We start from the raw sequence: 20,527 nt of genomic DNA, 5'->3' as shown, positions 1-20,527 counted from the left end.
GTGAGCGAAAGGGAGTCCCTCGCGTCGCTGCGCGCGCGGATCGATGCGATCGACGGCGAGCTGCTGGCCCTGCTCAGCGAGCGGGCCCGCTGCGCGGAATCGGTCGCGCGGGTCAAGCGCGACAACGGCGAGGAGCCGGTGTTCTACCGGCCGGAACGCGAAGCCGAGATCCTGCGTCGGGTGCGGGAGGAAAATCCGGGGCCGCTGGCGGATGACGTGATCGTCCGGCTGTTCCGGGAGATCATGTCCGAATGTCTGGCCCTGGAGCATCCGCTCACGGTGGCTTATCTGGGGCCGGAAGGGACCTTCACCCACCTGGCCGCGCGCAAGCATTTCGGCCATGCGGTCACGACCACGCCGCTGGCGTCCATCGACGCCGTGTTCGGCGCGGTGGAAACCGGGCGGGCGCAGTTCGGCGTCGTTCCGATCGAGAACAGCTCCGAGGGTGTGGTCACGCATACGGTGGACTGCTTCATGGACTCGTCGCTGCAGATCTGCGGCGAGGTCGTGACGCCGATCCACCATCACCTGCTGTCGCAAAGTTCCGATCTCGGCGAGGTCCGCCGGGTACTGGCCCACGCTCAGGCGCTGGCGCAGTGCCGTGAGTGGCTGGATACATGGTTGCCCCACGCCGAGCGCCATGCGGTGGCCAGCAACGCCCGCGCGGCGGAACTGGCGGCCGGAGATGGGTCCGCGGCGGCGATTGCATCGCGCGTGGCGGCGGAGCACTACGGGGTTCCGGTACAGGTGGAGCACGTGGAGGACCGCGCCGACAACACCACCCGGTTCCTCATCATCGGGACGGCCACCACCCGTCCCAGCGGCGCGGACCGTACGTCAATCATGCTGAGCACGGCCAACCGGCCGGGCTCGCTGTATGCGTTGCTGAAGCCGATCGCCGAGGCCGGCATCAGCCTCACGCGCATCGAATCCCGTCCCTCGCGCTGTGCGCAGTGGACCTACGTGTTCTTCCTCGACCTGCTGGGACACCAGGAGGACCCGGAAATCGCCGGGTGCCTGGAACAGCTGAGGGAGACCGCCGACACGGTGAAGATCCTGGGCAGCTACCCCCAGGCCGCAACCTGAGAGGCATCCATGGCAACGAATCCTTCCGAATCCGCAGCCCCCGGGCCGGGTCCGGCCACCCGGGCCGTGTCCGGCGTGCAGGGACTGCAGCCGTATCAGCCGGGCAAGCCGGTGTCCGAGCTAGAACGCGAGCTGGGCATCAGCGAGGCGGTCAAGCTCGCTTCCAACGAAAACCCGCTGGGCCCGTCGCCGCGCGCCGTGGAGGCGGCCCGGGGCGTGCTGGGCGAGGCCCATGTCTACCCCGACGGCAATGCGTTCGAGCTGAAGGCGGCGCTGGCCGCGCGTCATGGAGTGGATCCGGCGCAGATCACCCTGGGCAACGGCTCCAACGAAGTGCTGGAGCTGATCGCGCGGACCTGGCTGGCGCCGGGGCGGGCGTCGGTGTTTTCCGCCCACGCCTTCGCGGTGTACCCGCTGGTGACGCAGGCCACCGGGGCCGAGGCGCGCGTGGTCCCGGCCGTGTCGGCGGACGATGCCCGCCAGCCGTTCGGGCACGATCTGGATGCGATGCGCGCCCGGGTGGATGACGACGCCGCGGTGGTGTTCGTGGCGAACCCGAACAACCCGACCGGTACCTGGGTGGATGCGCAGGCGCTGGAGGCCTTCGTGGCGGCGATGCCGCCGCAGACGGTGGTCGTGATCGACGAGGCGTATGCCGAATACGTGGAAGAAGACGGTTATCCGGATGCCACGCGCTGGCTGGACCGCTATCCCAACGTGGTCGTCACCCGGACCTTTTCCAAGATCCAGGGGCTGGCGGGGCTGCGCCTGGGCTATGCCGTGAGTTCGGCGCCGGTGGCCGACATGCTCAACCGGGTGCGTCAGCCGTTCAACGTGAACGCGGTCGCTCAGGCGGCCGGTCTGGCCGCGCTCGAGGACAGCGACCACATCCGGCACTCGGTGGCGGTCAACCGGGAAGGCCTGGTGCAGCTGGATCGCGAACTCCGGGCCATGGGCCTGCGGGTCATCCCTTCGGTCGGCAATTTCATTACCTTTGACACCGGCACCGACGTCAACGCGGTACATGACCGCCTGCAGCGGCGTGGGGTCATTGCCCGGCCGGTGGAAAATTACGGGCTGCCCGGGCATCTGCGCGTCACGGTCTCGACCGCGGAGGATAACGAACGATTCCTGGCTGCCCTGCGCGAGGCCCTTGCATGATCGACCGGCTGGTCATTTTCGGAGTCGGCCTGATCGGCGGTTCGCTGGCGCTGGCGCTGCGCGAGGCCGGGGAGGTGGGGACGGTCGTGGGCTGTTCGCGCAATCCGGACAATCTGCGCGAGGCCGAACGCCTGGGTGTGATCGACGAATGGACCACCGATCCCGCCGAGGCCGCCCGGGGGGCCGACATGGGTGTGCTGGCCGTACCGCTGGGGGCCATGGAAGGGCTGGCGGCATCGCTCGCCGGGATCTGGCCGGAGGATGCGCCGCTGACCGACGTGGGCAGCAGCAAACAGGCGGTGCTGGAGGCCCTGGCGCGGGGGTTCGGCGAGGTTCCGCGGCAGTTCGTCCCCGGGCATCCGATCGCGGGCACCGAGCAGAGCGGGGTGGCGGCCGCCTTTCCCGAACTGTTCCGCGAACGGCTGGTGATCCTGACGCCGGCCGACGCCACCAGCGTAATGGCGACCAACCGCGTGACCGCGATGTGGCAGACCGCCGGCGCGCGGGTCGAATTCATGACGCCGGCGCATCACGATCACGTGCTGGCAGCCACCAGCCACCTCCCGCACGTGCTGGCCTTTACCCTGGTGGCGTCCCTGTCGAAGATGAGCGACCGCGACGAGATCTTCCATTATGCTGCGGGCGGTTTTCGTGACTTCACCCGCATTGCCTCCAGCGACCCGGTCGTCTGGCGCGACATCTGTCTTGCCAACGGGCCCTCCATCCTGGAGGTGATCGAACGTTACCAGGCCGATCTCGAATCCCTGCGGCAGGCGATCGAGCAGGGCGACGGGCAGCGCCTGGAGCAGGAATTCACCCACGCCAAGACCACGCGGGATCGTTTCTGTGATCCCGCCCGAGCTCAACTGGATACCTGAACCGATGGATACCCTGACCGTTCAACCCGGCGGCGTCCTCAGCGGGACCCTGCGGGTCGCCGGCGACAAGTCGATTTCGCATCGGGCCATCATGCTGGGGGCGCTGGCCGAAGGCACCACCCACGTGACCGGCTTCCTCGAAGGGGAGGACTGCCTCGCTACCCTGGAAGCGTTTCGCGCGATGGGTGTCCCCATCCGCCGCGAAGGGCCGGGCGAGGTCGTCATCGAGGGGGTCGGGATGCACGGCCTGCGTGCGCCCGATGGTCCGCTGGACATGGGCAATTCGGGTACCGCCATGCGACTTTTGTGCGGTGTGCTCGCCGGGCAGGCGTTCGACAGCGAGCTCACCGGAGACACCTCCCTGTCGCGTCGGCCCATGCGCCGGGTCACCGAGCCACTGGCGCGCATGGGCGCGCAGATCGACACCGCCGAAGGCGGCACCCCGCCGTTGCGGGTGCGGGGCGGAAAGCCGCTGCAGGGCACGCAATACGCCCTCGAGGTCGCCTCGGCCCAGGTCAAGTCCGCACTGCTCCTCGCCGGCCTGTGGGCCGAGGGCCGCACCTGCGTGACCGAACCCGCGCCAACCCGTGATCATACCGAACGCATGCTGGAAGGCTTCGGCATCGAAGTGGAACGCGACGGGGCCACGGCTTGCGTGGCCGGCGGCGGGCGCCTGCGCGGTGGCGACGTGGACGTACCCGCGGACATCTCTTCGGCCGCCTTCTTCATGGTCGGGGCGTCGATCGCGCCGGGTTCCCACGTGATCCTGCGCCACGTCGGGGTCAACCCGACCCGGACCGGCGTGATCGAGATCCTCCGCCGCATGGGCGCCGATATTCGTCTGCTGGATCTGCGCGAGGTCAGTGGCGAGCCGGTGGCCGACATCGAGGTGCTGTCGCACGAGCTGCGCGGGATCGAGATCCCGGAGGATCAGGTGCCGCTGGCCATTGACGAATTCCCGGCCATCTTCATCGCCGCCGCCTGCGCCCACGGCGAGACCGTGCTGACCGGCGCCGAGGAATTGCGCGTCAAGGAAAGCGACCGCATCCAGGTGATGGCCGACGGCCTCGCGGCCCTCGGCGTCGACTGCGAGGTTCGGCCGGACGGCATCCGCATTCAGGGGGGCGACGGTTTTCAGGGTGGCGAGATCCAGAGCCACGGAGATCACCGCATCGCCATGGCCTTCGCCATGGCCGCACTCCGCGCCGACGCGCCCGTCACCATTCACGATTGCCGCAACGTCGCGACGTCGTTCCCCGACTTCGCCGACCTGGCGCGGCAGACCGGACTGCATCTGGAGGCCCAATGACCCCGGTACTGACCATCGACGGTCCCGGCGGCGCAGGCAAGGGTACCGTCTGCATGCGCATCGCGGCGGCCATGGGCTGGCACCTGCTCGACAGCGGCGCGCTGTACCGCCTGGTGGGCCTGGCCGCACGCCGGCAGGGTGTGGAGCCGGACGACGCGGCGGCCGTCCCCGACCTGGCTCAGGCGCTGGACGTACGCTTTGAAATCGACCGCGATGCCACACGGGTCACGACCCTGCTGGAAGGCGACCCCGTCGACGAGGAGCTGCGCACCGAGCAGGCGGGCAACGACGCCTCGCGTGCAGCAGCCATTCCCGCCGTACGCGAGGCACTGCTGCAGCGCCAGCGCGATTTCGCGGTGCCGCCCGGCCTGGTCGCCGACGGGCGCGACATGGGGACCATCGTGTTCCCCGAAGCGGATCTGAAGATCTTTCTCGATGCCAGTGCCGAGGAACGTGCGCGGCGTCGCCAACTGCAGTTGCTGGAACAAGGACTTAGTGCTAGCCTTGAAGAACTTCGGGAAGAGATGGAAGAACGCGACCGTCGCGACCGCGAACGCAGCGTGGCGCCGCTCAAGCCGGCCGAGGATGCCTGGGTCCTGGATACCACGGATCTGGACATCGTCGCCGTGGTCGATCTCATCCTGGAGCGCCTGCGGGACGTACTCCCGGAAGACCGCCCCCCTGCCGACGAAACCCCGGGCAGCGGGATCGACAACACTTGAAACCGGTTTCAGGAAGTTTCTGTAACCGCATTTAATTTAACAGGTTTTTAAATCCATGAGTGAAAGTTTCGCGCAACTGCTCGAAGAGAGCATGGCCTACACCCAGATGCAGCCGGGTGCCATCCTCAGTGCCACCGTCATTGAGGTGAACCCGGAAGTCGTCGTGGTGAACGCGGGCCTGAAGTCCGAGGGAGTCATCCCCACCGAGCAGTTCATGAACGACGAAGGGGAACTCGAAGTCGCCGTGGGCGATGTCGTGGAAGTTGCCCTGGAAACCCCGGAAGACGGCTTCGGCGAGACCCGCATGTCTCGCGAGAAGGCCAAGCGTGCCAAGGCCTGGGATCGCCTCGAACGGGCGATGGAAGACGAGGAATACGTCACCGGCAAGATCTCCGGCAAGGTCAAGGGCGGCTACACCGTCGAACTGGGCGACATCCGTGCATTCCTGCCGGGTTCACTCGTGGATGTCCGTCCGGTGCGCGATACCGCGTATCTGGAAGGCAAGGAGCTGGAGTTCAAGCTCATCAAGCTGGATCGCCGTCGCAACAACGTGGTCGTGTCGCGTCGCGCCGTGGTCGAGCAGGAATACAGCGCCGAGCGCGAGGAACTGCTCAAGAACCTGCAGGAAGGTGCGCAGGTCAAGGGTATCGTCAAGAACCTCACCGACTACGGTGCGTTCCTGGATCTGGGCGGCATCGACGGCCTGCTCCACATCACCGACATGGCCTGGAAGCGCGTCAAGCATCCGTCCGATGTCGTTGAAATCGGCCAGGAAGTCGAAGTCAAGGTGCTCAAGTTCGACCGCGAGCGCATGCGTGTCTCGCTGGGCCTGAAGCAGCTGGGCGAGGATCCGTGGGAGAACATCACCCGGCGTTACCCGACCGGCACCCGCATCTTCGGCAAGGTCACCAACATCACCGACTACGGCTGCTTCGTCGAAATCGAAGACGGCGTGGAAGGCCTGGTGCACGTCTCCGAAATGGACTGGACCAACAAGAACGTGAACCCGGGCAAGGTCGTGGCCATTGGCGACGAGGTCGAGGTGATGATCCTGGACCTGGACGAAGAGCGTCGCCGTATCTCGCTGGGCATGAAGCAGTGCCAGTCCAACCCGTGGGACGACTTCGCCGCCAACCACAACCGTGGCGAGAAGGTCCGTGGCCAGATCAAGTCGATCACCGATTTCGGCGTGTTCGTGGGCCTGGAAGGCGGCATCGACGGCCTGATCCACCTGTCGGATCTTTCCTGGAGCGAATCGGGCGAAGAGGCCATCCGCAACTTCAAGAAGGGTGACGAGGTCGAGGCCGTGGTCCTGTCCGTGGATCCGGAACGCGAGCGCATCTCCCTGGGCCTGAAGCAGCTGGACCGCGACCCGTTCGCCAACTTCGTGGCCGAACACAGCAAGGGCAGCATCGTGAAGGGTACGGTCAAGGAAGTGGACGCCAAGGCCGCCGTGATCGAACTGGCCGATGGGATCGACGGGATCCTGCGCGCCGCCGACATCTCCCAGGACCGCGTGGAAGACGCGCGTACGGTGCTCAACGTGGGCGACGAGGTCGAGGCCAAGTTCATGGGCGTGGACAAGAAGACCCGTGCGATCAGCCTGTCCATCAAGGCGAAGGATCGTGCCGAGGAGGCCGAAGCCGTGTCCGAATACGGGCAGGGCGGCGGCGCCACCACCTCGCTGGGCGACCTGCTGAAGGAACAGATGGGCAAGAACGACTAAGCCCCGTTCCACCGCCCGCATCCGCGTCGCAACCGCGGGTGCGGGCCTTTTTTTGTCTTTCCTCCCCCTTTGCTGCGAGTGCCAGATGACCAAATCGGAATTGATCGACAATCTTGCCCGCAAATCACCGCACCTTCCGCCACGCGACGTCGAACTGAGCGTCAAGGCCCTGCTGGAGCGGATGAGTCAGGCACTGGCCAGTGGCGAGCGGGTGGAAATTCGCGGATTCGGCAGCTTTGCGCTGCATTTCCGGCCCCCGCGTATGGGCCGGAATCCCAAGACCGGCGAGGGCGTGGCCCTGCCCGGCAAATATGTCCCTCACTTCAAGCCCGGCAAGGAATTGCGGGAACGCGTCAATGACGGCGCGCAAAAGGACCAGTAGGCGGATACGACGAATGGCCGAGCGCGGAAAGTCCCGGCTGCGGCATTGGGTCGCATTCGTGGCCCTGATCCTGATCTCCTCGAGCATCGGGATCCTGGTGGTGTTCAACGAGGGCGCCGCCACCCTTCATCTCCCCGGTCTCACCCTCGAGGCCCCCTTGATCGTGCTCCTGGGCCTGAGCGCCCTGGCGGGTGTACTGATTGCATCCCTGATCTTCTGGCTCAGGCTGCGGCGTCTGCAACACAAGATCGACCGGCTACGGGATGAGAACCGTGCGCTGCGGGTCGAGGTGGAACAGCTGCGGACCGCGCCGATGCGGGATTTCTACTGAACCGGAATGATTGAGGACTGGTTCTGGCTGCTGTTGCCGGTTGCCGCCGCCAGTGGCTGGTGGGCCGCGCGCCGAGGGGTTCCCGAGGAGGAAGAAACCCGCGATCCCGCGCTGGACCGCTATCTCCAGGGCGTACGATACCTGCTGGACGATCGTACCGACGACGCCCTGCAGACCTTCATCGAGATGGTCGAGGTCGACCATGAAACCTTTGAAACCCATGTGATCCTGGGGCGCCTGTTCCGGCGGCGGGGCGAGGTGGACCGCGCGATCCGCATTCACCAGAACCTGGTGGCGCGCCCGGCGCTGACCGATGCCCAGCGGGCACAGGCGCTGTGCGAACTGGGCCAGGACTTCCTGCTGGCGGGGGTGCTCGATCGGGCCGAGGGGGTGTTCCGCGAATTGATGAATTCGCCGAACCAGGCCTCCGAGGCACTGGAAGGCCTGCGGCACGTCTACGAGACGCAGCGCGAGTGGGACAAGGCGATCGAGGTCGGCAACCGGCTGCGCGCCGAGGGCTCGCCACAGGAACCCCTGCGGGTTGCGCATTACCATTGCGAACTGGCGAGCGAGGCGCTGGAACGCAATGACCTGGCCGAGGCCTCCGAGCGGGCAGGTCAGGCCGAAGCCCTGGTACCGGGTCTGTCGCGGGCCCTGCTGCTGAAATCGGAAATCGCCGAACGCGAGGGACGCATTCGCGAGGCCATCGATTACGGCAGTGATGCAGTGGCCCGCACGCCGCGGCTGGCACCGTTGCTGGTCCCGCGGCTGGAGCAGCTGCATCAGGCCCTGCCGGGCGAGCATCGTCTGGCGGCGCTGGAACAAGTACTGACCGACCTCGCCGAGACCCGCGGCGTGACCATGGCGCGTATCGCGCTGATGCGGCTGTATCGACGGACCGGACGCATGGACCGGGCGCTGCATGAGCTGGGGGTCATCCTGGCCCAGCGCCCGGTACCCACCTCGGGGCTGCTGGAGGCGGTGCGCTGGATGAAGGTACTGCCCGCGGTGCAGAGCTACGTAAGCGAATTTACGGCCTTCGAGAAGGCTCTGTCGGACCAGCTGCGCAGTCAGCACCTGTATCAATGCACCAACTGCGGGTACCAGGGCCGCGGCCATGTCTGGCAATGCCCCAGCTGCCGGCGCTGGGACACCCTGCGCGGGCTGGATTTCGATATCGATCAGAACACTGAAGACGCCGAAGCGGCGCTGATTCGCGAGGAGAGCCACTGAATGGACCCGGTAACGGAAACCCCGAACCTCCAGGAGCCGCGGCTGATCGTCGCCCTGGACTTCGCCTCCGGCGACGAGGCGCTGGCCTTCGCCCGCAGTCTGGACCCCCACCAGTGTGCGCTGAAGGTGGGTTTCGAGCTGTTCGTGGTCGCCGGACCGGATCTGGTCGAACGGCTGCACGGGCTCGGCTTCCGGGTGTTCCTGGACCTCAAGTTTCACGACATCCCCAACACGGTTGCGGCCGCCTGTCGCGCGGCGGCCCGCATGGATGTGTGGCTGGTGAACCTGCACGCTTCCGGCGGCCTGGCGATGATGCGGGCAGCCCGTGACGCGGTCCGCGAGGTCAATGAACGGACGGCCCTGCTGGCCGTAACGGTGCTGACCTCCAGTGACCGCGCGACCCTGGAGGAGACCGGCGTGCAGGACACCCCGGATGGCCAGGTCATGCGCCTGGGGCGCCTGGCGGTGGAGCAGGCGGGGCTGGACGGGCTGGTATGTTCCGCGCGCGAAGCGGCGATGCTGCGCGAGGAGCTGGGGGCGGCACCCAGGCTGGTGACGCCCGGGATTCGCCTGGAAACGGCCGGGGACGACGACCAGAAACGGGTGATGACGCCGGAACGGGCACTGGAGGCCGGCGCCAGTGCCATTGTGGTGGGCCGGCCGATCACCCGTGCGCAGGATCCCGCCGCTGCGATGCGGACGATCGCGGGACGCATGCAGGGGGTTTCCCCGACGCAGTGATCGGGCTAGGATCCATGGTGAGCGCATGGGAGACGGCGCTCGCCACCATTGAAAAGACAAGGAGGTTCACCATGATCCGTACTGTATCCATGTTCCGTTCCGCCCGGGTGTTGCTGCCTGCCATGGCGCTGGGGCTGAGCCTCGGCTCGCCGGTCACTGCCGGCGAACAGGTGCCCGTCAACGTCAATTCGGCACCGCTGGAGGAGCTGGTCACCCTGAGCAATGTCGGTGAGGTCACGGCGCGTGCCATCCTCGAACACCGGGAAGAACACGGGGATTTCGAATCCGTGCAGGCCCTGACCGAGGTGTCCGGCATTGGCGAACGGACGGTGGAAATGAATCTGGATCGGATTGAACTGGAATAGGGAGAGCGGCCGGGGCATGACCGCCATCGCGCGGCCATGCCCCGCGGCCCGGAGGGCACATGACCGAAAAGAGCAAACGAATCCGTACCGCGGTCTTTCCCGTGGCCGGCATGGGGACGCGCTTTCTGCCGGCGACCAAGGCCAACCCCAAGGAAATGCTCCCGGTAGTGGACAAGCCGCTGATCCAGTATGCCGCCGAAGAGGCCGTCGCGGCGGGGATCGATACCCTGGTGTTCGTCACCGGACGCAACAAGCGCGCCATCCCCGATCATTTCGACAAGGCCTACGAGCTGGAGAACGAGCTGGAGGAGCGGGGCAAGACCGAGCTCCTCGAACGCATCCGCAACATCGTTCCATCCAGCGTCACTTGCGTGTACCTGCGCCAGGCCGAAGCCCTGGGGCTGGGGCATGCGGTCGCCTGTGCGCGCCCCGTGGTGCGCGAAGAACCGTTCGCCGTGATCCTGGCGGATGACCTGATCGAGGCCGTGGATGGCGGGGCCACCGCGCAGATGGTGGAGCAGTACAACGGCCATGGCTGCAGCGTGCTGGGCGTGGAGGAGGTGCCCGAAGACCGCACCCATCAGTACGGCATCATCGATCCGGAACGCACCGGTCCCCGCAGCTGGGACGTGAAGGGCATCGTGGAAAAGCCCGATCCGGCCTTTGCACCGTCGAACGTAGCCGTGGTCGGGCGCTATGTGCTGACGCCGCGGATCTTCGATCTGCTGGAACGGCAGGAACCCGGGGCCGGCGGCGAGATCCAGCTGACCGATGCCATCGATCGCCTGCGCGAGGAGGAACGCGTGACGGCCTGGGAGTTCTCCGGGCGGCGTTTCGACTGCGGCAGCAAGCTGGGCTATCTCGAGGCCACGGTCGAGTTCGCCCTCGACCACCCCGAACTCAAGGACGATTTCCGCGAATACCTGCGCACGCGGACGGACAGCTGACGCGTCCGGGCCCGGCGCTCACCACCAAAGCCGCCGATGCCGGGGCCGAACCGGCAACCGCCCGCGCCAGTACTGGATCATCAGCAGCCCCACCACCATGCCGCCCAGATGCGCGAAATGGGCGATCCCCGACATGGTCCCGGATACCCCCAGATAGAGCTCGAGGATGCCGTAACCGATCACGAAGTACTTGGCCTTGATCGGAATCGGCAGGAAGATCAGGAACAGGCGCTGGTTGGGGAACATCATCCCGAATGCCAGCAGCACCCCGAACACCCCGCCGGAGGCCCCCACGGTGGGGTAGATGGCATCACCGTTGCCCCCTGCAGTGACCACCAGCTGCACCAGACCGGCCCCGATCACACAGATCAGAAAATAGGTCGCGAACATGCGCGAACCCCATGAATTCTCGACCTGAACGCCCAGCATCCATACCACGAACATGTTGACGAACAGGTGCAGCGGCCCGCCATGCAGGAAGCCATAGGTCACCAGCTGCCAGAGCTGGAAATCCGGCACGCGCATCATCGAGCCGTCCTGCATGATGGTGGACGGGGTGCCGATCGGCCACAGGGCGAAATGGGCCATCAGCCAGTTGCCCAGCGCGGGCATGGCCAGGAACAGCAGGACGTTGGTGACCAGCAGGAAACCGATCACCGGAGGCATCATGCTGAAGCGCGGCGAGCGCGGATCAGGATGGGTCATGCGGAGGGTGCGCCGGTCCGGCTCAGAAGTCGTCGGTCACGGCGCCGCGGCTGGCCGATCCCACCGTGCGCGCGTATTTGGCAAGCACTCCGCGGGCCACCGGGGGCTCCGGGACCTTCCAGGCCGACCGGCGGCGTTCCAGTTCCTCGGGGTCGATGTCCAGATCCAGCTGGTTCCGGTCGGCGTCGATCACGATCGGGTCGCCTTCCTGCACCAGCGCGATGGGACCACCCGCGGCCGCCTCGGGCGCGACATGACCCACGACCATGCCGTAGGTGCCGCCGGAGAACCGTCCGTCGGTGACCAGGCCTACTGCATCTCCCAGACCGGCACCGATCAGCGCCGCGGTGGGGGCCAGCATCTCGCGCATCCCGGGTCCGCCGCGCGGCCCTTCATAACGAATGACGATCACGTCCCCTTCGCGGATCGAGCCGGCGAGAATCGCGTCCAGGCAGGCCTCCTCGGAGTCGAAGACCCGGGCGGGTCCGCGAATACTGCGCCGCTTGAGGCCGGTCACCTTGGCCACGCCCCCCTCGGGGGCCAGACTGCCCTTGAGGATCGCCAGGTGGCCCTGTGGATAGAGCGGGTCGGCCGGGGTGCGGACCATGTCTGCGGCCTCCGCCGGCGGGGCGGCGGGGGCATTGCGAAGGGTTTCCGCCAGGGTCTCGCCGGTGATCGTCAGGCACTCCCCGTGCAGAAGCCCGGCGTCCAGCAGCAGGCGCATCACCAGCGGGGTGCCGCCGGCCTGATGGAAGGCGGTGGTCACGTACCGCCCGGAGGGCTTGAGATCGCACAGGACCGGGGTGCGACGGCGAATCCGTTCGACATCGTCCAGATCCAGGGGCACCTCGGCGGCGTGCGCGATCGCCAGCAGGTGCAGCACCGCGTTGGTGGAGCCGCCCAGGGCCATGACCACCGCGAGGGCATTCTCGAAGGCCGGCCGGGTGAGGATATCGCGCGGCTTGCGATCGGCATGGATCGCCTCCAGCAGGACCTCGCCGGAGCGCGCCGCGGACTCGCCTTTTTCCGGATCCTCGGCGGCCTGGGTCGAGGATCCCGGCAGGCTCATCCCCAGCGCCTCGAAGGCCGAGGACATGGTATTCGCGGTGTACATGCCCCCGCAGGAACCCGCGCCGGGACAGGCGTTGCGCTCCACCCCCTGCAGGTCCTCGTCGGACAGCCGACCGGCGCCGTGCTGTCCCACGGCCTCGAAGGCACTGACAATGGTCAGTTCCTGGCCCTTGTAATGGCCGGGCTTGATGGTGCCGCCATAGACGAAGATGGCCGGCACGTTGAGGCGGGCGAGGGCGATCATCGCCCCGGGCATGTTCTTGTCACATCCCCCGGTGGCCAGCACCCCGTCCATGCTCTGCCCGTTGACCACGGTTTCGATCGCGTCGGCGATCACCTCGCGCGAGACCAGCGAGTATTTCATCCCCGGGGTGCCCATGGAGATCCCGTCGGAGATGGTGATGGTGCCGAAGGTCTGGGGCATGCCGCCGGCCTGACGCACCGCCCGTTCCGCGCGTTCGGCAAGCGCGCCGATCCCCGTGTTGCAGGGGGTAATCGTACTGTGCGCGTTGGCGATCCCGACGATGGGACGCTGGAAGTCGTCGTCTCCGAACCCGACGGCGCGCAGCATGGCGCGATTGGGTGTGCGGCGTGGCCCTTCGGTGACCACGCGCGAGCGGCGGTTGTCCTGGCTCATGGTGTCCTCAGTGTGTCCGGGTCTGGTTTTCGCGACTGTAACGCCCGTTCATGAAACGGTCGAAGAACTTGCCCAGGTCCGGGTGATCGATCTGTTCGCCCGAGGTGTCGCTTTCCAGATGACGCTCGGCCACATAGGTGCTGTGGGTGTAGCCATCCACCAGCACGTGGTACCACGGCTGGTCCTTGGGCGGCCGGCTCTTCGCGACCGTCTCATACCATTCGTCCGAGCCGTTGTAGACCGGGTCGACATCCACGATGACGCCGCGGTAATCATACTTCAGGTGATGGACGATCTCGCCCACCGAAAAACGGGTGCCGCTGGCCATGGTGCAATCTCTCTGCTCGCAGGGGTGAAAACAAAAGAATAGACCGGGCGAGCCCGGGGCGCGTCACGCCGTCTCAGGGTTCGTCCGGTTCCTGTCCGGATCCGCTCGGGGCCGCCTCCCGCCGCGGGCCGTACTGCTTGAAGGCCTCCCGCACGCGCTGCATCTCCGCGGCATCCAGCAGGGCGGGGCCGCCGATGGACAGGCTCAGCACGTACTGCTGCGCCAGCAGTTCGACCTCCTCGGTGAGCCACAGCGCGCGTGCGAGGTCCGGCCCGGTGGCGATCATCCCGTGGTTCGCCAGCAGACAGGCGTAGCGGTCCTCCAGTGCGGCAAGCGCATGTCGCGAGAGTTCCGGGGTCCCGAAGGTGGCATACGGGGCACAGCGGATGGAGTCGCCGCCGGCGGCTGCGATCATGTAATGCAGCGGTGGGATGTCGCGCTGCTGGATCGCGACCACGCTGGCGTACACCGAATGCACGTGCACCACCGCATGGATATCTTCGCGTTCCCGCAGGATCGCGCGATGGAAATGCCATTCGCTGGAAGGCTTCTGGTGCGCGGGCCAGCGTCCGTCGGCATCCATGTACACCAGGTCCTCCGGCGCCAGGTCCTCGTATGCCACGCCGGAGGGGGTGATCAGCAGGCCGTGACCGCAGCGTACACTGACGTTACCGGATGTACCCTGGTTGAGGCCGCGCCGGTTGGTTCCCAGCGCCGTGTCGATCACCGCCTCGCGCAACTGTTGCTCGTTCATGCGCCTGCCTTCGTCCGGAACCGTCCCGCGCATTCTGCCTGACGGCCGCGCTCGGGGCATCCGGCCGCAAGGGTTCCGGGGAGTTCGCCCCGGACAAGCACCCGTCCGTTCGCGGCCAAGGCCACTCCCACACCTGCTCCCGCATCTGCAGGAGCCTGCTTGCAGGCGAACAGCGCCGGAGTCGCCGAAAAGGCCAGCGCGAGCGCCAGCAGCAGGATCATGGTGGTGGCCACGCGCCCGATGACCGGCCAGCGATGCAGCTGGCGTTCGCGCAAGGTCCACCAGTGGGCCAGCCGAGCCATGCCGGGCAGCGGGCGCGGGGCGCTACGGTCGGGTCCGGGTTGCCGCACCGCGACCCGGCCGATCCCGGCGGGCCACCGGGATCGCAGCCACCATGCCCCGCCTGCCAGTACCCCGGCCAGCAACAGCGGCCAGAGACCGTTCCCGATGGCCGATGCGGTCAGGGCGTATCCGCGCAGGGAAGCATCGGCCACCCACCAGGGCAGCACAAGTCCGGCAGCGAGGGTCACCCACCAGAGCATCATGCCCCCCATCATGCCCCCGTGGCGGTCATTGCCGCCGGTCGACCGCTCCGGTTCTGGCTCCGGAGCGTGGCTGGCCGCGCGCCGCAGGAAATGCAGCATCAGCAGGGCGGTGGCGGTGCCGGTCAGGCCCGCCAGCCAGTCGGGCATGCCGGACGTGAGGGCGGCTTTGGCCAGGGCTCCGCCGGAGAGCGGAGCGGCCGCGAGCGCGGCCCCGGCCAGCGCCAGACCGAGCAGTATCGTCCTCCGGGTGAAGCGATCCGCCGCCGTCGCCAGCAGCCCGGTCCCGAGGAACAGCGCCCCCTTGGCCAGGCCGTGATGAGCGAGCATCACCGCCAGGCCCGCCCAGACCGCCGCCGGTGGCGCTCCCGGCGACGTCCCGGCCGCGCCCATGCCGAGCAGGGCGACCACCAGGCCCATCTGACTGACGCTGGACCAGGCGAGGATGGTCTTGGGTTCGGACTGGCGCAGACCCGCGGCCACGGCATAAAAGGTGCCCGTGAGGCCCAGCGCGGTCAGGATCAGGTCGCCGTGCCCGGGGATCTCAAGACCGCCTTCCAGCAGTCGCCATGCCCCCAGGGCGCCGACCTTGATCATTACCCCGCTCAGCACCGCGCTGGCCGGCACCGGCGCCACCGCGTGGGCCCGGGGCAGCCAGGCATGCAGCCCCGGCGCGCCCAGCTTCAGGCCGAAGCCGATCGCGAACAGCAGGGCGGCGGCCGGTTCCATGCCCGCACCCAGTCCGACGAGATCCGGCGAATTCCCCGGACCGGCGAGCATGGTGGTCCAGGCCACCGCCGTGAACAGCGCGACCTCGCCGATCAGCATCAGGCCGAGGTAGAGCCGTCCGGCCCGCAGGGCCGTCACGCCGCCGGTGTGGGTGACCAGACCGTAGGCCGCGAAGGTCATCAGCGCGAAGCCGGCATAGAAGGTGAGCAGATCCGCCGCCAGCACCAGCAGCAGGTAGCCGGCCAGGGTCAGCAGCCAGAACACGGCAAACCGCAGCGGGTGTGTCAGCGGGTGTCGATGGGCGTACGCCCCGGCGAGCAGCCACAACAGGGCGCCGGGCAACAGAAAGGCGCGGGCCGTGCCATCCAGCGCCAGACGGGCCTGATCCAGCAGCCCGGGCAGCACGATCCCGGCATCGGGGTCGGGGCCTGCCAGGGCCAGCAAGAGCGCCGGCAGGGCCGCCAGCGGCAGCAGGATGGTGGCCCGGCGACGCAGGGCGGGGAGCGCGAGCGCGGTCAGGGCCAGCCATGGCGCCAGCACGGCCAGCAGCAGTGCGAGCTGCGTGGCGTTCATCCGGCCAGCCCCCCGGCCGCAAAGGCCGAGCGCAGCGCCGTGGCGAACAGGCCGCTTGCGATCGCCGCCAGGGCCAGCAGCAGTGCGGCCCGGGGCATGGCGAGCGGAATGGGCAGCGGTGGCCCCTGCGCGGGCGCCGCGGCCGCGTCATCGCTTCCCAACCGCAACGGATCCCGCAGGATGCGCCACAGGTATCCGGCGGTGATGAACGTCCCGAGCACGATCACCGCCGCCCAGGGCCAGGCGCGCGCGGCCAGCGCCGACTCCAGCAGCCACCACTTGGCGACGAAGCCTCCGCTGGGTGGCAGGCCCACCAGACTCGCCGCCGCCAGCGCGATCGCGATCCAGGCCAGCAGGCTGCCACCGGCCATCGGCGGGCCGATGCGGCGCAGATGGTCGCTGCCCCATTGCCACGCCAGGCAGCCCGCCGCCAGGAACAGGCTGCCCTTGGCCAGGCCGTGGGCCAGCAACAGCATCAGCATGCCCGCATGGGCCTGGCCGGGCAGGGCCCCGGCGGCCGCCAGCGGGAACACCAGCAGGCCGAAGCCCAGCTGCGAGACGGTCGAATACGCGATCACCATCTTCAGGTGGCGCTGGAGCATGGCCAGCACACCGCCCCAGATGACCGCCGCCGCCCCCAGCAGGCCCAGCAGCTGTGCCGGCAGCCCCGGAAGCATCCCGCCAAACGGGCCGAACCACAGACGCACCAGCAGATAGAACGCCGCGGTCACCACCACAGCGGAAAGCACCGCACTGACCGCCGCATGGGCCCGGCCATGGGCCGGGGGCAGCCAGAAGTGCAGCGGGAAGATCGCCCCCTTCAGCAACAGACCCAGAGTGATCATCACCGCGGCCGCCAGGGTGACGGGTTCCTCCGCGGCCCGGCCGGTCAGCAGGGCGATGTCCAGTGCGCCGTACTGGCCGTAGAGCAGGGCGACACCCAGAAGATACAGCGTGGAACCCAGCAGCGTTGCGAGGAAGTAGCGCCATGCCGCGGCCAGCGCCGGCCCGGCGGCGGCGATCAGCGCCACCGCGGCGAGGGCCACCATCTCCAGGATCACGTAGAGATTGAACAGATCGGCAGACAGGAACAAGGCATTGAGCCCGCCCCACAGGAACAGCCACAACGGCCAGAAATAACGTCTCTGGCGACTGTCCGGCACCAGACGGCGCTCGGCAAGGCGATAGATCGCCGCGGCCAGCGCGACCATGGTGGTCAGGACAAGCAGGGTCAGGGCGAGGGCATCGACCTGCCAGCCGATCCCCAGCGGCGCGGCCCAGCCCCCCAGGTCCAGGCGCCAGGGGCAGGTGCGCCGGGTTTCCAGGACCAGAACGGCCAGGACCGGCAACAGCAGCAGCCCGGTCCCCAGCGTCGCCATGCGGCCCCGGCGCGGATGTGCGAACGCGACGGCCGCGGCCATCAGCGGCAGCCCCACCACCACGGCCGTGGCCAGCGTGGTGTTCACGGGTTGCGCGAGTCCCGGTCGTGGCCACTCACCGGCCCGCCACGGCGCTCCAGCAGGCGGACCATCAGCCCCAGTGCCACCGCCGTGGTCGACACCGTCACCACGATGCCCGTCAGCACCATCGCGTGGGGCACGGGGTCCAGCACCTCGGCGGCATGTGCCAGCGCCACCAGGAGCAGGAAGACCGCGGTGGTCAGGACGTTCAGCGCGAGGATCTTGCGCATCAGCTGCGCACAGACGAACAGCCCGTGCAGGCCGATGATCAGCAGCGCGACGGCCAGCAGCAGGTACAGGGTCATGCCGGCCTCCGGGTGTCCCAGTCGGCCGGGGGCTCGCCGCCCAGATACAGCGCGAACAGCAGCAGCGCGATGGACAGCCCCGCAGCCAGTTCGAGCAGCAGGATCAGCGGCCCGGCCAGCTCGACCGGATACTCGAAAAACCCGTGCCCCCCGACCATCACCGCGAAGGCCACCCCCAGCATCGCGGTCATCCCCAGCGCCAGCGCCCAGCGCCACGGGCCGTAGACGTCACCCGACAGCCAGGGCCGGGCGCCGGCCAGCAGCATCAGCACCCCGCCGGCGCCCATCACCGCACCTGCCGGGAAGGCACCCCCCGGCGCATGACTGCCGCGCCACAGCAGATAGGCCGAAACCAGCACGAACGCCGGGAACAGCACGCGGCCCAGAGCGGGCAGGGCGGGCGACACCAGTTCGGGCGAAGAAGGCCAGGGAGTAGGACCCAGCGACCACAGCACGACCACGCCCAGCAGCAGAATGGCAATCTCCAGCAGGGTGTCGAAGGCGCGAAAGTTGAGCAGGACCGCGGTGACCGGGTTTTCCACCCCGGAATGCCCGAGCTCCGCGGCCACCGGTTCGCCCAGCCCCGGGGCCGGGAGCAGCCACGCCGCCCCGCCCAGACCGGCCAGCAGCAACAGGCCCATCGGCAGCCAGAACGCCCGGTCGCGCCCGCGCAGACACACATCCGACGCGCGCCCCGACTCCCAGTCCAGCCGCCCCAGCGCGGACAGCAGCAGTGCACCGGTAATGCCTGCGCCGATCGCCGCCTCGGCCAGAGCGATGTCCGGCGCCTCCAGACGCACCCAGGCCAGCGCCATCAGCAGCCCGAACACCATGAAACTGACCACCGCGCGGAACAGTCCCGCCGCGTGGATTGCCTGCCAGGCGGTCCACAGCAGCGCCGTAACCAGAATCCCGTCGAATGCCAGACCCAGGGTGCCCATTCACAGCCCCCACGGGCGGATTCCGCGGCGCAGCGCGGCGCGTGCGATCAGACCCGCCCCCACCGCCGTGGCGACCAGCATCAGCAGCCACACCAGCAGCAGTTTCAGGGTCAGTGCGAGGCTCCCCGAATACACCCCCAGCCCCAGGCAGATCATGCCCAGGCCGATGTTGTCGGCCTTGGGCTGGGCATGCAGGCGGGTATACACATCCGGGAAACGCAGCAGTCCCAGCGTGCCCAGCAGCAGGAACAGCACACCGCCCACCGTCAGGATCCCTCCGATCACGCCGGTCAGGCTCACGGCCGGCCCTCCTCGTCGCTGGAACGGGCGCGGTTGGACCAGGCTCGGTTCACGAACGTGACCACCGCCAGCGCCGACAGCAGCGCGAACACCAGCGCCAGATCCACCAGGGCCTCGCGCTGCGTCAGCACCGCCATCAGCAGCGCGATGGCGATGGCCGAGGTCGCGAACATCTCCGCGGCCAGCATGCGATCGGCGGCCGTCGGCCCGCGCAACACCCGCATCAGTCCCACCACGATGTTGAGCATCAGCAGGATCACCAGGAACGGGAACAGGTCAGTCATTGGGCGGTTCCGGCCGAAACATGTTCATCACATGCCCCTCCAGACGCTCCAGGGTGTCCTGAGTACGGCCGGGACGGGCCAGCACGTGTAGCGTAATCGCCTGTTCCGAGATGCGCACGCACAGGGTCCCGGGCATCAGATTCACCAGATTCGCGAAGAGCAGGCGCGGGGTCCCCGCCGGAAGCGCCCAGGGATAATCCAGCAGGGCCGGCTCCAGCGGGCAGCGCGGATGCACCGCGCGCCAGGCCACATCCAGCGCGCTGCGCAGCGAAAAGAACAGAAACACCGGCACGAAGGTGATGATCCCGCGGATACGCCAGCCACCCGTCCATCCCGGCGCGAAGGGATTGAACCAGGCCGCCGCCAGGATCGCCGGCACGCCCCACCACCAGGCCCCCGGATCGCCCTCGGTCAGAATCCACCAGATCCCGGCGTAGGCTGCCACGCGCAGCACCCGGCCCGACCAGCGCGCCCGGGCGGCCCCCGCATGGTTTTCCCGCAACCCGCCGCCGGATCCGTCCATGCTCCATCCCCGTACCCAAGTTGCCAATGCCCGCCAGTTTCCCGCACCCGGGCCGCATCGCGCCAGCGGGCGGAGACCATCATGCCCTGGTGGCTCGGTCGTGGCGGGGTGGAATCGGGAACGATATCGTGGTGCTCGGGCGGATGCAGGGCGTGGGGTTCGCGCTGCGGGACAAGACCAGCGACTCAACCTGGAGTGACCCATTGGAACCAAACCAACGCCGATACCCTTCGTCCCCGCTACGGCGGTTTTTTGGGGTCGGAACATCGTCCGTGTCCGCGATGGCGTTGGTAACCCGCAGAGCGACCGTTGATACACGCTCCTGTACACGACTCGCGAAGTGGTACAAATCCGGGTACACAAACGAAAAAGGCCAACCCGAAGGCTGGCCTGAGTCGTTATTTTATCTGGCTCCCCGGGACGGGCTCGAACCGCCGACCTAGTGATTAACAGTCACCCGCTCTACCGACTGAGCTACCGGGGAATTAGCCGCG

General features: G+C 68.0%; 23 protein-coding genes and 1 tRNA gene. 12 read left to right on the top strand and 12 right to left on the bottom strand.

The window, feature by feature from the left end; all coding sequences use genetic code 11:
• The 12 genes from pheA to galU all read left to right on the top strand — a co-directional run bounded on the left by pheA (position 1) and on the right by galU (position 10,881).
• Positions 1 to 1,086, top strand: a complete 1,086-nt coding sequence (pheA, locus tag C998_RS0103380; RefSeq protein WP_018869442.1) for a prephenate dehydratase — start codon at positions 1 to 3, stop codon at positions 1,084 to 1,086.
• A gap of 9 nt (positions 1,087 to 1,095) precedes the next feature.
• Positions 1,096 to 2,247 carry a histidinol-phosphate transaminase gene (gene hisC, locus C998_RS0103375; RefSeq protein WP_018869441.1) on the top strand — a complete coding sequence of 384 codons (1,152 nt, stop codon included), beginning with the start codon at positions 1,096 to 1,098 and terminating at the stop codon, positions 2,245 to 2,247.
• Complete coding sequence (locus C998_RS0103370) at positions 2,244 to 3,125, top strand: prephenate dehydrogenase/arogenate dehydrogenase family protein (RefSeq protein ID WP_018869440.1); 882 nt, start codon at positions 2,244 to 2,246, stop codon at positions 3,123 to 3,125. Before hisC ends, C998_RS0103370 begins: the two co-directional genes overlap by 4 nt.
• A gap of 4 nt (positions 3,126 to 3,129) precedes the next feature.
• Positions 3,130 to 4,434 (top strand): 3-phosphoshikimate 1-carboxyvinyltransferase, encoded by a 1,305-nt coding sequence (gene aroA, locus C998_RS0103365; protein WP_018869439.1) that lies wholly within the window; start codon positions 3,130 to 3,132, stop codon positions 4,432 to 4,434.
• Entirely contained in the window at positions 4,431 to 5,156 is a 726-nt protein-coding gene (cmk, locus tag C998_RS0103360; protein WP_018869438.1) for a (d)CMP kinase, read from the top strand. The genes aroA and cmk overlap by 4 nt, the downstream gene beginning before the upstream one ends.
• Positions 5,157 to 5,211: 55 nt before the next feature.
• On the top strand, positions 5,212 to 6,882 hold the full coding sequence (gene rpsA / locus C998_RS0103355; protein ID WP_018869437.1) for a 30S ribosomal protein S1: 1,671 nt from the start codon (positions 5,212 to 5,214) through the stop codon (positions 6,880 to 6,882).
• A gap of 85 nt (positions 6,883 to 6,967) precedes the next feature.
• Positions 6,968 to 7,264, top strand: a complete 297-nt coding sequence (locus tag C998_RS0103350) for an integration host factor subunit beta (protein WP_018869436.1) — start codon at positions 6,968 to 6,970, stop codon at positions 7,262 to 7,264.
• Positions 7,265 to 7,277: 13 nt separating this feature from the next.
• Entirely contained in the window at positions 7,278 to 7,595 is a 318-nt protein-coding gene (locus C998_RS0103345; RefSeq protein WP_018869435.1) for a lipopolysaccharide assembly LapA domain-containing protein, read from the top strand.
• A gap of 6 nt (positions 7,596 to 7,601) precedes the next feature.
• Complete coding sequence (locus C998_RS0103340) at positions 7,602 to 8,828, top strand: tetratricopeptide repeat protein (RefSeq protein WP_018869434.1); 1,227 nt, start codon at positions 7,602 to 7,604, stop codon at positions 8,826 to 8,828.
• Complete coding sequence (pyrF, locus tag C998_RS0103335) at positions 8,829 to 9,569, top strand: orotidine-5'-phosphate decarboxylase (protein ID WP_018869433.1); 741 nt, start codon at positions 8,829 to 8,831, stop codon at positions 9,567 to 9,569.
• Positions 9,570 to 9,691: 122 nt separating this feature from the next.
• A complete protein-coding gene (locus tag C998_RS0103330) occupies positions 9,692 to 9,934 on the top strand; it encodes a helix-hairpin-helix domain-containing protein (RefSeq protein WP_051073616.1) in 243 nt (80 codons plus the stop codon).
• Positions 9,935 to 9,993: 59 nt separating this feature from the next.
• Positions 9,994 to 10,881: a UTP--glucose-1-phosphate uridylyltransferase GalU gene (galU, locus tag C998_RS0103325; RefSeq protein WP_018869431.1), complete on the top strand. Its 888-nt coding sequence runs from the start codon at positions 9,994 to 9,996 to the stop codon at positions 10,879 to 10,881.
• Between the two features lie 18 nt (positions 10,882 to 10,899).
• On the opposite strand, the gene C998_RS0103320 is transcribed toward galU, so the two are convergent.
• The 12 genes from C998_RS0103320 to C998_RS0103265 all read right to left on the bottom strand — a co-directional run bounded on the left by C998_RS0103320 (position 10,900) and on the right by C998_RS0103265 (position 20,517).
• Positions 10,900 to 11,586: a rhomboid family intramembrane serine protease gene (locus C998_RS0103320; RefSeq protein WP_018869430.1), complete on the bottom strand. Its 687-nt coding sequence runs from the start codon at positions 11,584 to 11,586 to the stop codon at positions 10,900 to 10,902.
• Positions 11,587 to 11,608: 22 nt separating this feature from the next.
• Positions 11,609 to 13,294, bottom strand: coding sequence for a dihydroxy-acid dehydratase (gene ilvD, locus C998_RS0103315; RefSeq protein WP_018869429.1), 1,686 nt, complete (start codon positions 13,292 to 13,294; stop codon positions 11,609 to 11,611).
• Between the two features lie 7 nt (positions 13,295 to 13,301).
• Positions 13,302 to 13,622: a heat shock protein HspQ gene (gene hspQ, locus C998_RS0103310; protein WP_018869428.1), complete on the bottom strand. Its 321-nt coding sequence runs from the start codon at positions 13,620 to 13,622 to the stop codon at positions 13,302 to 13,304.
• Between the two features lie 73 nt (positions 13,623 to 13,695).
• Positions 13,696 to 14,376 carry a class II aldolase/adducin family protein gene (locus C998_RS0103305; protein ID WP_026279458.1) on the bottom strand — a complete coding sequence of 227 codons (681 nt, stop codon included), beginning with the start codon at positions 14,374 to 14,376 and terminating at the stop codon, positions 13,696 to 13,698.
• Positions 14,373 to 16,220, bottom strand: a complete 1,848-nt coding sequence (locus tag C998_RS0103300) for a complex I subunit 5 family protein (RefSeq protein WP_018869426.1) — start codon at positions 16,218 to 16,220, stop codon at positions 14,373 to 14,375. Before C998_RS0103300 ends, C998_RS0103305 begins: the two co-directional genes overlap by 4 nt.
• Positions 16,217 to 17,686, bottom strand: a complete 1,470-nt coding sequence (locus C998_RS0103295; RefSeq protein WP_018869425.1) for a complex I subunit 5 family protein — start codon at positions 17,684 to 17,686, stop codon at positions 16,217 to 16,219. The genes C998_RS0103300 and C998_RS0103295 overlap by 4 nt, the downstream gene beginning before the upstream one ends.
• Entirely contained in the window at positions 17,683 to 17,985 is a 303-nt protein-coding gene (locus C998_RS0103290) for an NADH-quinone oxidoreductase subunit K (protein WP_018869424.1), read from the bottom strand. Before C998_RS0103290 ends, C998_RS0103295 begins: the two co-directional genes overlap by 4 nt.
• Complete coding sequence (locus tag C998_RS0103285) at positions 17,982 to 18,926, bottom strand: hydrogenase subunit MbhD domain-containing protein (RefSeq protein ID WP_018869423.1); 945 nt, start codon at positions 18,924 to 18,926, stop codon at positions 17,982 to 17,984. The genes C998_RS0103290 and C998_RS0103285 overlap by 4 nt, the downstream gene beginning before the upstream one ends.
• A complete protein-coding gene (mnhG, locus tag C998_RS0103280) occupies positions 18,927 to 19,226 on the bottom strand; it encodes a monovalent cation/H(+) antiporter subunit G (protein ID WP_018869422.1) in 300 nt (99 codons plus the stop codon). It abuts the gene before it with no gap.
• Positions 19,223 to 19,510, bottom strand: a complete 288-nt coding sequence (locus C998_RS0103275; RefSeq protein ID WP_018869421.1) for a monovalent cation/H+ antiporter complex subunit F — start codon at positions 19,508 to 19,510, stop codon at positions 19,223 to 19,225. Before C998_RS0103275 ends, mnhG begins: the two co-directional genes overlap by 4 nt.
• Positions 19,503 to 20,033, bottom strand: coding sequence for a Na+/H+ antiporter subunit E (locus C998_RS0103270; RefSeq protein ID WP_018869420.1), 531 nt, complete (start codon positions 20,031 to 20,033; stop codon positions 19,503 to 19,505). Before C998_RS0103270 ends, C998_RS0103275 begins: the two co-directional genes overlap by 8 nt.
• Before the next feature lie 408 nt (positions 20,034 to 20,441).
• A tRNA-Asn gene (locus C998_RS0103265) sits at positions 20,442 to 20,517 on the bottom strand.
• Positions 20,518 to 20,527: the final 10 nt, after the last annotated feature.

Source organism: Thioalkalivibrio sp. ALgr3, assembly GCF_000377325.1.
In the GTDB taxonomy this organism is placed as follows: domain Bacteria; phylum Pseudomonadota; class Gammaproteobacteria; order Ectothiorhodospirales; family Ectothiorhodospiraceae; genus Thioalkalivibrio.
The sequence above is the reverse complement of the archived record's forward strand: the minus strand, read 5'-3'. Positions and strand labels throughout refer to the sequence as shown.